At 43.1% G+C, this 14372-nt stretch carries 13 protein-coding genes; 6 read left to right on the forward strand and 7 right to left on the reverse strand.

The features are described 5' to 3' along the window. Position 1: 1 nt before the first annotated feature. Positions 2 to 523 carry a hypothetical protein gene (locus tag BM161_RS00980; RefSeq protein ID WP_074929810.1) on the reverse strand — a complete coding sequence of 174 codons (522 nt, stop codon included), beginning with the start codon at positions 521 to 523 and terminating at the stop codon, positions 2 to 4. Positions 524 to 657: 134 nt separating this feature from the next. On the opposite strand from BM161_RS00980, the gene BM161_RS00985 reads away from it, so the two are divergent. Continuing rightward, positions 658 to 2034, forward strand: a complete 1377-nt coding sequence (locus tag BM161_RS00985) for an MATE family efflux transporter (protein ID WP_218150233.1) — start codon at positions 658 to 660, stop codon at positions 2032 to 2034. Here the strand turns inward: BM161_RS00985 and BM161_RS00990 are convergent. Then, positions 1961 to 2554: a nucleoside/nucleotide kinase family protein gene (locus BM161_RS00990; RefSeq protein WP_074929811.1), complete on the reverse strand. Its 594-nt coding sequence runs from the start codon at positions 2552 to 2554 to the stop codon at positions 1961 to 1963. The genes BM161_RS00985 and BM161_RS00990 overlap by 74 nt on opposite strands. 248 nt (positions 2555 to 2802) lie before the next feature. Between BM161_RS00990 and xylB the strand changes: the two genes are divergently transcribed. Continuing rightward, positions 2803 to 4287: a xylulokinase gene (xylB, locus tag BM161_RS00995; protein ID WP_074929813.1), complete on the forward strand. Its 1485-nt coding sequence runs from the start codon at positions 2803 to 2805 to the stop codon at positions 4285 to 4287. A gap of 296 nt (positions 4288 to 4583) precedes the next feature. On the opposite strand, the gene BM161_RS01000 is transcribed toward xylB, so the two are convergent. Both BM161_RS01000 and BM161_RS01005 read right to left on the reverse strand, forming a co-directional pair. After that, on the reverse strand, positions 4584 to 6473 hold the full coding sequence (locus BM161_RS01000) for a M3 family oligoendopeptidase (RefSeq protein WP_074929814.1): 1890 nt from the start codon (positions 6471 to 6473) through the stop codon (positions 4584 to 4586). Positions 6474 to 6515: 42 nt separating this feature from the next. Next, a complete protein-coding gene (locus BM161_RS01005; protein ID WP_074929816.1) occupies positions 6516 to 7214 on the reverse strand; it encodes a histidine phosphatase family protein in 699 nt (232 codons plus the stop codon). Positions 7215 to 7286: 72 nt separating this feature from the next. Between BM161_RS01005 and BM161_RS01010 the strand changes: the two genes are divergently transcribed. Further along, positions 7287 to 8642 (forward strand): MATE family efflux transporter, encoded by a 1356-nt coding sequence (locus BM161_RS01010; protein WP_074929818.1) that lies wholly within the window; start codon positions 7287 to 7289, stop codon positions 8640 to 8642. A 118-nt stretch (positions 8643 to 8760) separates the two neighbouring features. Here the strand turns inward: BM161_RS01010 and BM161_RS01015 are convergent, their stop codons facing one another. Next, complete coding sequence (locus BM161_RS01015) at positions 8761 to 9480, reverse strand: acyl-[acyl-carrier-protein] thioesterase (RefSeq protein WP_074929819.1); 720 nt, start codon at positions 9478 to 9480, stop codon at positions 8761 to 8763. 305 nt (positions 9481 to 9785) lie between these two features. On the opposite strand from BM161_RS01015, the gene BM161_RS01020 reads away from it, so the two are divergent. Then, a complete protein-coding gene (locus BM161_RS01020; RefSeq protein ID WP_074929821.1) occupies positions 9786 to 10586 on the forward strand; it encodes an SDR family NAD(P)-dependent oxidoreductase in 801 nt (266 codons plus the stop codon). A gap of 57 nt (positions 10587 to 10643) precedes the next feature. On the opposite strand, the gene mscL is transcribed toward BM161_RS01020, so the two are convergent. Further along, on the reverse strand, positions 10644 to 11063 hold the full coding sequence (gene mscL / locus BM161_RS01025; protein WP_074929822.1) for a large-conductance mechanosensitive channel protein MscL: 420 nt from the start codon (positions 11061 to 11063) through the stop codon (positions 10644 to 10646). A 274-nt stretch (positions 11064 to 11337) separates the two neighbouring features. On the opposite strand from mscL, the gene BM161_RS01030 reads away from it, so the two are divergent. After that, positions 11338 to 12243, forward strand: a complete 906-nt coding sequence (locus BM161_RS01030; protein WP_083425620.1) for an ORF6N domain-containing protein — start codon at positions 11338 to 11340, stop codon at positions 12241 to 12243. Between the two features lie 30 nt (positions 12244 to 12273). On the opposite strand, the gene BM161_RS01035 is transcribed toward BM161_RS01030, so the two are convergent. Further along, positions 12274 to 13434 carry an endo-1,4-beta-xylanase gene (locus BM161_RS01035; protein WP_074929824.1) on the reverse strand — a complete coding sequence of 387 codons (1161 nt, stop codon included), beginning with the start codon at positions 13432 to 13434 and terminating at the stop codon, positions 12274 to 12276. 255 nt (positions 13435 to 13689) lie between these two features. On the opposite strand from BM161_RS01035, the gene BM161_RS01040 reads away from it, so the two are divergent. Then, complete coding sequence (locus tag BM161_RS01040; RefSeq protein ID WP_074929825.1) at positions 13690 to 14343, forward strand: DUF4867 family protein; 654 nt, start codon at positions 13690 to 13692, stop codon at positions 14341 to 14343. Positions 14344 to 14372 lie beyond the last annotated feature (29 nt).

Below are 14372 nucleotides of genomic sequence, written 5' to 3' on the forward strand. Positions count from 1 at the left end.
ATTAGTAATTCGCAAGGAAATACATTCCGAGCAGAATAGCTAACCGGCACTTTTCTTCTGACCATTCAGTTTTGGGAGGAAGGTTTGAAATGTACCACCAGAAAATACCAAATTCTGGGTCAATGCGGAGAGTGTATTCTGCAAAATCAGGAGTGTCCGGTTTCTGTCCGAACATCAGGAATACTGCCTGATTAATCAACTGTAAGAAGAGAACGTAATTGTCTTTCCAGGAATTATTGCTCATAAAAACATCAAGCTGATAAAGCAGCTGATCCTTTAAGGCAATGTCCGATTTTTCCACCCATGTTTTCTGTACAAGAAGGGTAAGATTATTTTTGAAGCTTGATACTAACTTTTCAGCAGCATCTTCTTTCATTTTTGAAAAACCCTTTCCTGAACCAAACGCAGCGGCAATTGTATCGGCAGACGATTCGTATCCTTTTTCTTTATTAAGGAAGTTAGAAAGCGAATCAATAGTCTTTGAGTCTAAAAATTCTGTAAGTATGTCGGCCTGTTTAGTCATACTGTAGATATTAAAGATTTATTCAGTGTTGGTCAAGTTTGCGGTTGGTGGTGAAACGTTTTGTCAGTTCGAAAAGAATTCGTCAAATCAAATAAATCATAGTAGAATATAGAAATTGATTTAAGGAGATATTCTTGAGACCCCAGAATTTAACGGCAGAAGAGCAGTACAACAAGATGGTTAATACACCGGTGTCTAAGCTGATTACCGGGCTTGCAATACCGACTGTCATTTCTATGCTGGTAACTTCCGTGTATAACATGGCAGATACCTTCTTTGTTTCGCATATAAATACACAGGCAAGTGCGGCAGTTGGAATTGTTTTTCCTGTTATGTCGATTATTCAGGCGTGCGGTTTTACGCTTGGTATGGGCGGCGGAAGTCTTGTTTCGGTAAGGCTCGGCCAGAAACGTAATGATGAGGCAAACTATATTGCATCTACAGCATTTTTCACGGCGCTTGGAATTGGTGCTCTGATTACAATTTTTGGAAATATTTTTTCGAATCAGTTTTTGAGTCTTGTTGGTGCATCGGAAACTATTCTGCCTTATGCACATGCCTATGCCCGCTATATTTTCTGGGGCGCTCCAATCATGTGTGCTTCGTTTGTTTTGAACAATGTTCTGCGTTCCGAGGGTAAAGCCTTCTTTTCTATGATTGCTTTGACCAGCGGTGGTCTTATAAATATTGCGCTGGACCCTCTGTTTATTTACGGGCTTGGTCTTGGAATCAGCGGAGCTGCAATTGCGACTTTAGTGAGTCAGTCTATTTCCTTTTTGATTTTGCTGAGCTGGTTTTTGCGTGGTAAAGCAGTTTGCCGCATGAACATAAAATTCTACAAGCCTACTGGTCAGATTCTTGGAAAGACAATTACTACAGGTTTGCCTTCACTTGCACGTCAGGGACTTTCGAGTGTTGCGACAATTCTTTTGAATACGGCAGCCATAAAATATGGTGATGCTGCTGTTGCGGCTATGGCAATTTGCGGAAAAATTGTCTGGTTTGTCGGCTCTCTTATGATTGGTATTGGTCAGGGATTTAGTCCGGTTAGCGGTTATAACTATGGTGCAAAGCGTTACGACCGCGTGAAGGCGGCGTACTTTTTTATGGTGAAAGCCGGTGTTGCAATTATGACTTCTTTTGGTATTGTGATTTTCATTTTTGCAAATCAGATTATGCAGAGCTTTATAAAGGATGAGGCTGCGGTTGCGATTGGTGTTGTGGCTTTGCGCTGGCAGATTGCGTTCATTCCGTTCCTGCCGGTGATTGTCGGAACAAATATGCTGATGCAGTCTACACGACACATTAAGGCTGCAACCTTCCTTTCTATGAACCGTAACGGTATTTATTTTATTCCTGCCGTTTTGATTTTACCGAATGTGCTCGGCCTTTTTGGTGTAGAAATAACCCAGCTGGTTGCAGACATTTTTAGTGCAGTTACAGCCATTCCATATCTGATTCACATGTTCCGCAAGCTTGATCGTCTTGCGAAAGACCAGCCTCAGTCATAATTCTGTCGGCAAATGCGTCAGCATCGTAAGTGGTGCCGGCAGTTATTTCCAGATTAGGGATATCGAATTTTTCACAGTCTTTCTTAAACTCCTGGCTGCAGATAATGAGGCGCTCGAGGTCAGGATTGTCGTCGAGACGTTTTTCAATTACGCTTGCTTTTCCTGCCACTTTATCAAAATTAGCGCGAAGATAAGCCTCGTCCATCGTAATAAAGGTACAGTAGATTTTTGAAAGATATTCCGGTGTAAAAGACTCTTTCCATTCGCCAGGAATATAGCAGCCTTCCAAAATCATATTCTGATCATTTTCAATTGCAGTCTTAATCATCTCTGCAACGAACGGCCAGAGGAAATAGCGCATCTTGTAATCGTCTTCCACGGTTAGTTCTGTGCGACCACTGCGAATAAATCCCATTTTCAGATGATCCAGACTCACGTACGGAAAGTGTATTCGTTCCAAAAGTTTCTGCGCAATTAAAGTTTTACCAACGTGGCTTGAGCCGCCAATCAGAATAATCATTTTTCACCTCGAGATTTAGCATAATATTGAAATGTTTAAAAAGCAACCGGTTGCCGTAGAAAGAGTGGATTTATCGTGTTATAATGTACAATAGGTTAGGCTATGGAACCCCTGCGAAGCAGCCGACCGCAGCGGCGGTGGTTGAGCTTGTCGAAACCACCAGAGCGAGGACGGTGAGCGCTAGCGAAGGGTGGAACAGCCGACCCGAGCGAAGCGAGGGGAACCACCAAAAGAATAGGAGTATATAAATGAAAACTGTTGCAGGAATTGACCTTGGTACACAGAGTATGAAGGTTGTAATTTACGACTACGAGAAGAAAGAGATTATCGAAAAGGCTAGCTGTCCGATGGAGTTGATTTCGGAGGCAGACGGAACTCGTGAGCAGAAGGCTGAATGGTTCGACAAGGGACTTGAGGTTTGTTTTGGAAAGCTTTCTGCTGAGAACAAGAAGACTATCGAAGCTATTGGTGTTTCTGGTCAGCAGCATGGTTTTGTTCCGCTCGACAAGGACGGAAAGGCTTTGTATAACATTAAGCTCTGGTGCGATACTGCAACTACTGAACAGTGTGCTTACATCACTAAGAAAGCAGGCGGCGACAAAAAGGTTGTAAAGCTTCTTGGTAACCTGATGTTGCCAGGTTTTACTGCTCCAAAGATTCTCTGGCTCAAAGACAACAAGCCTGAGGCTTTTGCCGCTCTCAAATATATTATGCTTCCACACGACTATTTGAACTGGAAGCTCACAGGCGAGTACGTTATGGAGTACGGTGATGCTTCTGGTACTGCTTTGTTTGATTCTGCAAACCGCTGCTGGTCTAAGAAGATTTGTGATATTATCGATCCAAAACTTCTTGGTCTTCTTCCTAAGCTGATTGAGCCAAGTGCTCCTGCCGGAAAGGTTAGCGCTGAAGCAGCTGCCGCTTATGGTATTCCTGCTGGTATTCCTGTTTCTGCTGGTGGTGGAGACAACATGATGGGTGCTGTTGGAACTGGTACTGTTGCTGACGGATTCCTTACAATGTCTATGGGTACTTCTGGTACTCTTTACGGATATTCTGATAAGCCAATTAACGACCCTGCAAATGGTCTTTCGGGATTCTGTTCAAGCACAGGCGGATGGCTCCCACTTCTTTGTACAATGAACTGTACTGTTGCAACTGAGTTTGTTCGCGGTCTTTTCCAGCTTGATGTTAAGGATCTTGATGCTGAAGCTGCTAAGGCTCCTTGCGGATCTGAGGGTGTTCTTGTAATGCCATTCTTCAATGGTGAGCGTACACCTAACTTGCCAAATGGACGTGCAAGTATTACAGGCCTCACTTCGGCTAATACTAACCGCGCAAATATTGCCCGTGCTTCGCTTGAATCTGCTGTATTTGCTATGCGTGGTGGTTTGGATGCATTCCGCAAGCTTGGTTTCCAGCCTAAGGAAATCCGCCTGATTGGTGGTGGTTCTAAATCTCCACTCTGGCGCCAGATTGCTGCTGATATTATGAATCTTCCAATCCGCGTTCCAGCTTTGGACGAAGCAGCTGCTCTTGGTGGTGCTGTTCAGGCTTTGTGGTGTCTTAAGAATCAGAATGGTAAGTGTGATATCGCTGAGCTTTGTGCTGAGCACATCACTCTTGATACTTCAAAGAGTGCAGATCCTATTCCAGAAAATGTTGCAGCTTATGATAAGGCATACGCTGAGTACAACAAGGTTTTGGATCAGGTTGCACCACTTTACGTGTAACTCCAACGGTGGTTGAGCTTGTCGAAACCACAATTATTAAGATTTCATGCTGTCTGGTATTTTGCCAGTCGGCTTGAACTTACATCCCGTCGATGTCGGGTTTACCATTTTGGGAAACCCGACAAACGACAGAGTCAAGGCCTTGAGCGTGAGCGTGCCTTGACCTGTCGTAAGCAAAGCTCCGGGGTGATTACATATATCGGCCTGTGTATGGCGGGATTCCGCCGTGCACAGGCTTTTTTATTGAATGTCGGCCGGTTGTTTTGCGACGGACCGGCCGACATTGGGAACTCCGTTTATTCCGCCAGTTTCACGAACTTTTCAACTTCGGCGGCGTACATATGAATGCCGTCGCGCCAGAAGTCGCGGGTTGTGATGTCGAAACCGGCCTGCTTGCAGAGGTCTTCGCATGACATGCTGCCGGTGTGTGACAGTAAATCTGCGTAGATTTTTACGAAGGCCGGGCCTTCTTTTTTGTAGCGCGAATACAGGCCTGCGGCAAACAACTGGCCGAAAGCGTACGGGAAGTTGTAGAAGTCGAGGTCGGTTGAATAGTAGTGGGATTTTACAGCCCACATGTATTCGTGGCGCTCGCTTGAAAGTCCGCAGCCGTATGATTTTTCCTGAGCGTCGCGCATGAGGTCGCAGAAATCAGAAGCGGAAAGTTCGCCCTGGCTGCGCTTTTCGAATACGCTGCGTTCAAAATAGAAGCGGCTCAGAATATCAACGAGAACCTGACTTGCATCCTGCAAATCAATATCCAGAATCTGAAGAAGATCTGCGTCGCTGCATTTAGAAATGATATCCTTCTTTACAATTGTTTCTGCAAAAGTAGAAGCGGTTTCTGCCAGAGTCATTGGATAGCGGAAGAAAACTGCAGGCTTTCCTTTGAGGCATGAGAAGTGATAAGCGTGACCAAGCTCGTGTGCGAGAGTTATGAGGTCGCCAAATTCACCAGAAAAGTTTGAGAGAATACGGCTCTGATGTCCCTTAGGGAAGTCTTCATCATAAGCACCACCAACTTTTCCTTCGCGAACTTCTGCATCAATCCAGCCTGAATCAAAAGCCTGTTTAGCAAAAGCTCCCATATCAGGACTGAAAGAATTGTAACGCTCTACTATATAATCGCGGGCTTCATCGAAAGACCACTTTTTGCTCAAGAGGGAATCTGAAGCGGCTGGGGCCGAGGATGCCGAAGAATTCGGAGCTTCCTGTCCCTTCGCCGCCATTGGTGCAAACAAATCATAAAATGCAAGACCTTCATCTTTACCGCTGGTTCCGGCTGTTTCGCTTGCAGTGAGATTGTGTGCGCGAAGATATTTTGCCTTTGCGATAAAATAGCGACGCCACATAGGAAGGCTTTCCTCAATTGCGCCGATAAGGGCATCCAGAGTTGCGCGGCTCATGCGGCTTGAAGCAAGAGCGCGGTCAATTCCTTCGTTCCAGTTGCGGCGTTTGTTGAGGGCAACAGTTTCACCCTTGAGATTATTAAGGGCTGCGGCAATTGCAACTTCATTCTGTTTAAGAAGTGCAACTTCCTTAAGATGAGATTCTTTACGAAGCTGAGGGTCATCGCACCAGGCAGCATTACGAAGTTCATTAAAGGTTTTGCCGGTTTCTGCATCTTTTGCAGTACTGATAATCTGTTCCTGAAGACGTGCCCATGCATCGCCACCAGTTCTCTGAAGTTCACCGGCCAGGTTTTCTTCTTCGGCAGACATCTGGTGCGAAGTTTCATCAATTGCTTCCTGAATCAGGAATTTGTATTCTTCGTACTCAGGATGAGCTTTGTAAAAGTCCGGGAGTTCTTCTTTGTGAGAAACGAGGGCGGCCTTAAACTTAAGTTCAAGCTGATCTACGCGAAGGCCCATTTCTTCTATTTTAGAAAGATTATTCAGATATTCGGTATTGGTTGTATCAACAGAATAAATGATGTAGGCATAAGCACCGAGAGTCTGTGAAGAAGCTGCGATTTTATTGCGCTGTTCGAGGCAGGCTGCGAGCCACTTGCCGAAATCAAAATTTGCCGGAGCGCTGCCGTCTTTGCATGCGGCAGCTTCGGTCAGTAACTTTTCAAAATCATCCATGCTTGCAGAATAATCAGCAAGCGCCTTTTTGTATTCATCTGTTTTGATGGAAGGGAAAATGCTATCCAGATTCCATCTAGGTATTTTTGTTTCACTCATGTGGCGAATTATAATTCTTTTGGAAAAGTTAGGAAAGGGTAATTACTTCACATCCTTCAAATGGCGGCTGTCATTCAAAAGTTCGATAATTGGCAGGGAAAGAGAGCCCGGCTTATCATTAAACTTCAAAACTGTAATTGTAGTGTGAGGAAATTGCATAAGAGCGCCGCACAGATAAGGGAACTGCTGGTTCAAAACGCGGGCCATAAAAGCCGCACTTGCACCGCCGTGACAGAAAATTGCAATCGTCTTTTCTTTGGCGTCGGCCCCCGTGGCACTCCCAGCAGCTTCACGTACGTTTCTATAGTACAACCCCTCACGAACATATCCCAGCCCTTTAAGCCACTCATCAGTTTTTTCACCAATATCATCAGCATCAACAGTAGCAAGATTATCCTTAAAAACAGGATACTCGCGCCAAGCCGGAGACTGTAAATCTTTTCCTTCTTTTATAAGAGCATCAACACCAAGCCAGGGATTCCATCTGTTATCGTACAAGGCTTCTTCAGTACCAAAACGAATCTCACGGATAAAATCCAGAACAGTAACCTGCTTTATGCCGGAAGCCTCAGAAAAATAGGCGGCAGTCTGGCGGGCACGGCCGTGCGGAGAAGTGTAAATCTCATCAATATCTTCTTTTAATAAACGTTGAGCAGCAACAGCGGCCTGTTTGTGGCCAAGCTCGGTAAGGCAGTCTTTTTCGTAATCCGGGTCCCCGTGACGTACAAGTACAATTTTCATTTTTTTAATCCTTTTATCTATATTATACCATATCTTGATATTTTTTGACATATTCTGTTAAATAGTCACACTATGATTGAGAATAATACAGAAAACAAAATGGGCACAATGCCCCTCGGTAAGCTTTTGATTCAGATTTCGCTTCCGATGATGATTTCAATGCTGGTTCAGGCGCTCTACAACATTGTAGACAGTATTTTCGTAGCGCAGATTTCGGAGAATGCTCTCACAGCAGTATCTCTTGCATTCCCTATCCAGAACCTTATGATTTCAACTGCAGTTGGTACAGGCGTTGGTGTAAATGCACTTCTTTCAATGCGTCTCGGCCAGCAGGATTCCAAAGCCGTAAGCAACACAGCGCTCAACGGAATCTTCCTTTATGCAATTACCTGCGTAGTATTTATCGTGCTCGGAGTTTTTGTTCCACGCTTTTATTTCGAAAGCCAGACAACAGACCCGGAAATAATTGAGTACGGCGTACAGTATCTGTCAATCTGTATGATAGTTTCAGTTGGACTTTATGGCGCAATCCTTTTTGAACGCCTTCTTCAGTCAACAGGCCGCACAGTACTTTCAATGATTTCACAGCTTTCCGGAGCAATCACAAACATCATTTTTGACCCTCTTTTGATTTTCGGACTCTGCGGTTTCCCAAAACTCGGAATTGCCGGAGCAGCCTGGGCAACAGTACTTGGTCAGATTGTAGGCTTTGGAATTTCCCTCACTTTGAATCTTACAAAAAATAAGGAAATTACATTTAAGGCAAAGGGCTTCCGTCCAGATGGCCGCATCATCGCCGACATCTACAAAGTAGGCGTTCCATCAATCCTCCTCGGCTCAATCGGTTCAATTTTGACATACCTCATCAACCTGATTCTCGGTGCCTTCACAATGACAGCCGTTGCCGTTTACGGAGTTTACTTTAAGCTTCAGAGTTTTATCTTCATGCCGGTATTCGGACTCAACAACGGTATCGTTCCAATCGTAGCCTACAACTACGGCGCAAAACATAAGGACAGAATTACAAAAGCAATCAGACTATGTGCCATCGCCGCAGTAGCAATCATGATTGTCGGCCTTCTGATTTTTGAGTTCTTCCCACGCCAGCTCCTCGCAATGTTCAACGCTTCAGAAGAGATGTACGCAATTGGTATTCCAGCCCTCCGCCGCATCGCAATTCACTTCCCGGTAGCAGGACTTTGTATCACCTTCATTTCGGTGTTCCAGGCCCTCGGTAAAGGTCTCATGAGTATGATAGTTTCGTTTGTTCGTCAGATTATCGTGCTTCTTCCAGCCGCATACCTTCTTTCTCTTACTGGCGACGTAAACAACATCTGGTGGTCGTTCATCATCGCCGAAGGTGCGTCGCTCATTGCCAGTGTGATTGGTTATAGAATCGCGTATAATAAAGAAATTAAGAATTTGTAAAAAAAAGAGGGGGAAGTCTCCCCCTCGCTCCCAAGACGGTAGTTTCGACAGGCTCAACCACCGTCTTGTCCGCTACCCCTTCTGCGGGGGACACCCCCGCAACGCCCCCGGCGTTCTATCAGTCAAATTCAATCTGTGTACGCAAATCCCCAGACTTTCCGTAAATACAACAGATATGGCGTGAATCAACTTCTGCATACTTGCAGACAATTTCTTCCCCCGCCTTTACTGCCATCTTATAACTGATACGCAGTTTCTTAAAATTGCGGTTTGCAAAAACTTCTTCCGGCAGTGCTTCAAGAGCGTAATCAAGATATGTCAGATTATGAACGTGGTCGTTAAAGTCAATGTCCAGACGGCGGATAGCAATCGGAGTTTCGCGAGAGAAAGCCTCCAGCGCAACAAGCTTAGGGAGTTTTGTGTCCTCGTAAGTGTGCTTATCTTCCGGCTGATATTTGTCTATTATTTCCTGAGTGATTTTTACAGGGCGGTTAGTTGTAAGGTCGAGCAGAATCCATTTTGTGGTTCCTTTTACTGCCAGTTCCCCATTGCAGTACATTTCAAAGTCACGTGTACAGATTAAAGGATGATTTACAGGCTCAGACCAGGTACGGGCAACAATCTTGTCGCCATATTTAGGATAGGTGATTATATCAATCAGCCAGTCTGTAAGGACCCAGGCCTTTCCGTTGCTTGAGCCTTCGAGAATTGCATCTCCGGCTGCGTCTGAATGTTTGTTTCCTGAGTTTTCAAGAATCTTAAGAATAGAACCGAGCAGCATGTCGCCGTTCTTTTTGTAATCTTCCAGCAAAGGCTGATATTCAAAGTCGATAATCACTTTTTTGTCTCCTAAAATGCAGTATAGTGGTTTCGACAAGCTCAACCACCTATGTATCACTATAACTAATTGAAAATGACATTTCAAGCGGAAAATGTCAGAATAACTACTGTAATAAAAATCAGCTGCTCAGGTGTTAAAATATTGACACCTTGAAAGGAGAGAAGTTTATGAAAAAATTCTGGCAGTTACTTCGCAAGCTCAATCACAACAGCTGTAATGATAGTGATTTCACTGTTGCTGATATTGATATTCAAAAAAGGAAAAAACTTTACAAATCAATAAAATAAGGAAACAATAAAAATATGAAGAGAATTGCAGTAATTACAGGTGCGTCGGGCGGGCTTGGAAAAGAGTTTGTTCGACAGATTATTAATGAAGTTGATGAGGTCTGGGCAATTGGTCGCAATGTCGCAAAGCTGGAAGGTTTGAAGACTGAGTTTGGCCAGGCTGACGGTAACGGTGCGGCCGGTTCAAAAATCATTCCCCTTCAGATGGATTTGTCTGATTCCAAGGCTTTTGATATTCTTTCTGGACGACTTGTGTCTGAGGGTGGGGATTCCGCTGTGGAAATCAGCTGGCTCATAAATAATGCAGGGGCTGGTCGCTTTGGGCCTTCAAAAGATTTTTCTACGTCAGAGCTCGCTACAAGCATTACTACTCATTGTACGGCAATGGCTGCAATCTGCAACATTTGTATTCCATATATGAAGGCAGGAGATCATCTTGTAAATGTGGCGTCTCAGTCTGCCTTCTCTCCGCTTCCTTATATTAATCTTTATGCGGCTACCAAAGCCTTTGTTTACAGTTATAGCCGCGCACTCAGGGAAGAACTTCGTGATACAGGCATTATCGTAACAACAATTTGTCCTGGCTGGATAAAAACCGCACTTTTACCGGATACTCTGAATGGCCACATGGTAAAGTTTCCATTCCTTGTAACTGCAGATAAAGTAGCCGCTAAAGCCATTCGCGATGCTCGCCGCGGAAAACCTCTTTCAATTTACCGTTTTGCTGTACGCTACGTTTCCTGGCTTCAGCGTCACTACCCAACAGGCTTTTCAGTGCGCGTCTGGGCTAATTCTGTAAGAAAATATTTGAAATAACTGTAACTTGAAGTCGCAATTTGCGACATCAAATTGCAGTATTGCAGGAAAATCAATTTATTTATTCTTTAACAAATCTCGGATTTCTTCAAGGAGAATGGCTTCATCAGATTTAACGATTGCAGGTGGTTCTTCTGGTTTTTCGGCTTCCTTCTTTTTAAATTTTTCGAAAATCTGGATTACAACGAAAATACAGAAAGCGACAATCAGGAAGTCTACGACTGTCTGAATGAAGGCACCGTATTTTATTTCGGTTTCGCCGATTTTGAACATAAGGCTTGCAAAGTCGATTTTGCCCAAAGCAAGGCCGATGAGCGGCATGATAATGTCGTTTACAAGACTGGTTACGATTTTACCGAAGGCGCCGCCGATGATTACACCGACTGCCATATCAATTACGTTTCCGCGTGAAATAAACTTTTTGAATGCACTTAATTCTTTTGTTGCAGCACTAAGGCCGTCTTTTATGTTTGCCATATAATTTTACCTCTTGTTTTAATTATATGACTAAAGGATAGGTTTTTAAAGATATAATAGAAAAACGCATATAAACTATTTGCCATCTGAATAAATATTCATTAAATTATAAATGTAAAATCTGCTGCACAGAAGACAACTTCCAACAATTAATTAGCATTTATTAGTATGTGCGGTTATTATTGTATATCTATTTTATCTTCGTTTTATTTTACCACAATTCAGGTCTGAAGTTGGACTGGCGCTGAAAATCATTTTCTCACGGATGGATGGTATGGAAAACGAAATTTCAAATTTACAAATCGAAAAGAAAATCTTTGTTATTCGCGGCGTGCAGGTCATGATTGACCGCGATATTGCGGAACTCTATGGTGTGGAAACAAAAGTCTTGAATCAAGCTGTAAAACGTAATATTCAACGGTTTCCACAAGAGTTTATGTTTCAACTTTCACGAGAAGAAATAGATTCCGTGAAGTCACAATTTGTGACATCACGGAATAATATTTTTTCAGGACAAGAAGGTGGTACAAGAAAACTTCCATATGTATTCACAGAACAAGGTTGTGCAATGCTTTCGGCTGTTCTTAAAAGTGATACTGCGGTTCAGGTTAGTATACAAATAATGAAGGCTTTCGTTTCCATGCGGCATTTTGTTCAGAGTAATTCAGAAATCTTTGCTGAACTAAAATCTATACGACATCATCAGATTGAAACCGATATACACCTTAATGAATCTGACAAGAAAATTGACCAGCTCTTTACACTAATGGATAAGTACAATGTAAAGGACACTCAGGGTATTTTCTTTCAGGGACAGATTTTTGATGCTTATGCAAAGTTTGAATCATTTATTCAGGCTGCTAAGAAGGAAATAGTTTTAATTGACGGTTATGTTGATTTGTCGGTTCTTCAACGGCTTGCAAAAAGGCAGAAGGGAGTAAACGTTACGATTTATACTGATCCGAAGACAAAGCTTACAGCACAGGATATTCAGAACTTTAATGTCCAATATCCGAAACTAACTTTGAACTATACAACAAAAATGCATGACCGCTTTATGATTATTGATAACAAGATTCTTTATCATATTGGTGCAAGCCTGAAGGATTTAGGAAAGAAATGTTTTGCTTTTGAGATTTTGGATGCTTCGATTATCCCGGCGATTTTGCAGAACCTATAAAAAAAGAGGAGGCGAGGCCTCCTCATATATTTAGTCTTTACACAATCTGTCAAAGGCAACCTTTGGTTTTCCTTCGCCGTCGAAGAGGAGAGGAGCGTCGGTGCGGCCTGGGACTGGGAAGCCGTTTTTCCAGCTCATGCGGTCGGTGATGCCCCAGAGGACAACGTCTTTGAGGATGCCGGCTTTGGCCTCTTTTTTGAAGCACTCGAAGATTTCTTCGTAGCGTTCTGCCTGTTTTGCCAGGAGCTCTGGGGTGTATTCCTTGCGAGGTTCAAACTTTCCTTCGTTCTGCTCTTTGTCTGCGTACATAGAAATTTCCATTTCTGTTACGATTACATTAAGACCAAGGCTGCCGTATAGCTCGATTGTTTTTTCAATTTCGCTTACCGGTGGATATTCAATGTTGATGTGCATCTGAAGACCAACAGTATCTACAGGAACTCCGCGTTCTTTCATGCCCTTTACGAGGTCATACATACCCTGGCGCTTGCCTGGAACAATCTCAAGATTATAGTCGTTGATTACAAGGCTTGATTTAGGGAAAGCTTCCTTTGCCCAGAAAAAGGCCTTATCAACATATTCAGGACCAAGAATGTCGAACCACTGAGAACGGTCTGCACCGTCGCGGAGGATAAAGTTCTTGTCGGAAATACATTCGTTTACAACGTCTACCGAGCAGATGTCGTCGCGGTAGCGTTCACCAACGGTGAAAATGTAATTCTTAAGGCGTTCTTCGAGAACCTCTTTACTTACCTTTTCGCCTTTTTCATCCTTAAAAATCCACTGAGGCGACTGGTTGTGCCATACGAGGGTGTGCCAGCGCATATCCTGTCCGTTTTTCTTAGCAAAATCACGGAGGCGGTCTGCAGCTGCAAAATCAAAAACCGGTTTACCGTCCGGACCCATATGGTAAATTGAGCCCATCTTACATTCGTTTTCAGCAACTACGAGATTAAACTGACTGGCTGCAAGCTCATAGTCCGGCATGCGTCCAGCAGGGAAAGGTTTTGGCTCAGGAAACTTGAACTCCGGAAACTCTGGAGTAGGCTTAAAGTTCTTTTTGAACTCTTCATAACGAGCCTTCATCTGCTCAAAATGCGCAGCCTTCTCCTCATCACTCATCAAAATGATTCCGCTGATTGCAGCACCAACTCTAAAATAATCTTTGTAGCTTTCGAATAATCTTTTCATGCTTAATATTATGGTTTGAATCAGAAAAATATAATAGCGGGGAATATTCTTAGAAATTGTAGGAATCTCTAAATACAACGTTTTCGTAAGGCAACCGGTTGCCGAAATTTGCTATAATTAACAAAATTTTACTACTTTAAATGATGAAATATTTATACACTCGTGATACAATATCATGAGCGTTTCTTCGGATTTTTTGTGCGTGAGAGATAGGTGCGAATTATCTGGTTAAACGTTTTTATAGGAGTATAAAAAATGCGAATCAAATCTGTTTTCAGTCACAGTTTTGAAAAGTATGGAAAGGTTCTTACAGGTTATGATGTAACAGACCTTCTCAAAAAACTGGACGACACAACTAAAAAGCCTGACAATGCTGTAATTTATGAGCCGGGTGATGCAGGATTGGAAAGTCTTCCAATTGCAAAAGAGTTCAGTGACAATGCTTACGGTGGAATGCCAATTCAGATTGGTTACTGCAACGGTAACAACACAAAGCTCAATTGTCTTGAATGGCACCGTGGTTCAGAACTCAACATTCCTTCTAATGACATTGTTCTTCTTCTCGCACCTCTTCAGTCTGTAAAAAATGGAAAACTCAACACTTCTGCTGTTGAAGCTTTCTACGTTCCAAAGGGAACTGTTGTTCAGGTTTATGAAACAACTCTTCACTATGCACCATGTACTGCTGTAAAGAATGGCGAAGTTTCTAAGGAAGGTTTCCGCGTAATTATTGTTCTTCCAAAAGATACAAATACAGAAAAACCTGCTATTAAAGAAATTGATTTCGAAGATAAATTGCTTTGGGCACGCAACAAGTGGCTCATTGCTCATCCGGATTCAAGTGAAGCAAAGCAGGGCGCTTTTGTAGGATTGTCGGGAATTAATATCGACATCGCAAAGGCAAAATAAAATAGTAATAATTTTATAGGAGTATAATA

The sequence above is a fragment of the Treponema bryantii genome, from assembly GCF_900113965.1.
In the GTDB taxonomy this organism is placed as follows: Bacteria; Spirochaetota; Spirochaetia; order Treponematales; family Treponemataceae; genus Treponema_D; species Treponema_D bryantii_A.

Excerpts from the sequence above, each read along its gene's own strand:
- BM161_RS01010 (WP_074929818.1), top strand. The coding sequence starts at position 7,287 with ATGATTGAGAATAATACAGAAAACAAAATGGGCACAATGCCCCTCGGT.
- mscL (WP_074929822.1), bottom strand. The coding sequence starts at position 11,063 with ATGGCAAACATAAAAGACGGCCTTAGTGCTGCAACAAAAGAATTAAGT.
- xylB (WP_074929813.1), top strand. The coding sequence starts at position 2,803 with ATGAAAACTGTTGCAGGAATTGACCTTGGTACACAGAGTATGAAGGTT.
- BM161_RS01030 (WP_083425620.1), top strand. The coding sequence starts at position 11,338 with ATGGAAAACGAAATTTCAAATTTACAAATCGAAAAGAAAATCTTTGTT.
- BM161_RS01035 (WP_074929824.1), bottom strand. The coding sequence starts at position 13,434 with ATGAAAAGATTATTCGAAAGCTACAAAGATTATTTTAGAGTTGGTGCT.
- BM161_RS01005 (WP_074929816.1), bottom strand. The coding sequence starts at position 7,214 with ATGAAAATTGTACTTGTACGTCACGGGGACCCGGATTACGAAAAAGAC.
- BM161_RS01040 (WP_074929825.1), top strand. The coding sequence starts at position 13,690 with ATGCGAATCAAATCTGTTTTCAGTCACAGTTTTGAAAAGTATGGAAAG.
- BM161_RS00980 (WP_074929810.1), bottom strand. The coding sequence starts at position 523 with ATGACTAAACAGGCCGACATACTTACAGAATTTTTAGACTCAAAGACT.
- BM161_RS01000 (WP_074929814.1), bottom strand. The coding sequence starts at position 6,473 with ATGAGTGAAACAAAAATACCTAGATGGAATCTGGATAGCATTTTCCCT.
- BM161_RS01020 (WP_074929821.1), top strand. The coding sequence starts at position 9,786 with ATGAAGAGAATTGCAGTAATTACAGGTGCGTCGGGCGGGCTTGGAAAA.
- BM161_RS00990 (WP_074929811.1), bottom strand. The coding sequence starts at position 2,554 with ATGATTATTCTGATTGGCGGCTCAAGCCACGTTGGTAAAACTTTAATT.